Below are 265 nucleotides of genomic sequence, written 5' to 3'. Positions count from 1 at the left end.
CCCGCCGGCGTGTCAGCAGGGCCGGGTCAGGCCCGGGTTGAGCAGCAGCGAGGTGAACCGGCTGATCCACTCCGGGGTGGCCGGCTCGCCGCTGACCAGCATCCGGTGCTCGACCGCGCCGGCCACCGTGTCGAAGATGATGTCGATCTCCTCGGCGCGCTCCGCGGGGTCGCCCTGCGCGGTGATCTCGCCGCGGGCCAGCGCGTTGGCCAGGCCCTGGTAGACCAGGCGCTTCTGCGGGTCGACGATGTGCTCGCGGATCCGG

General features: G+C 73.2%; 1 protein-coding gene. It reads right to left on the bottom strand.

Annotated features, from left to right (window positions below):
- Positions 1-12: 12 nt before the first annotated feature.
- On the bottom strand, positions 13-265 hold a 253-nt coding region (locus tag C7C46_RS34940; RefSeq protein WP_181442297.1), incomplete at its 5' end, for a TetR-like C-terminal domain-containing protein.

The organism is Streptomyces tateyamensis, assembly GCF_003205575.1.
GTDB classification, from domain to species: domain Bacteria; phylum Actinomycetota; class Actinomycetes; order Streptomycetales; family Streptomycetaceae; genus Kitasatospora; species Kitasatospora tateyamensis.
The sequence above is the reverse complement of the archived record's forward strand: the minus strand, read 5'-3'. Positions and strand labels throughout refer to the sequence as shown.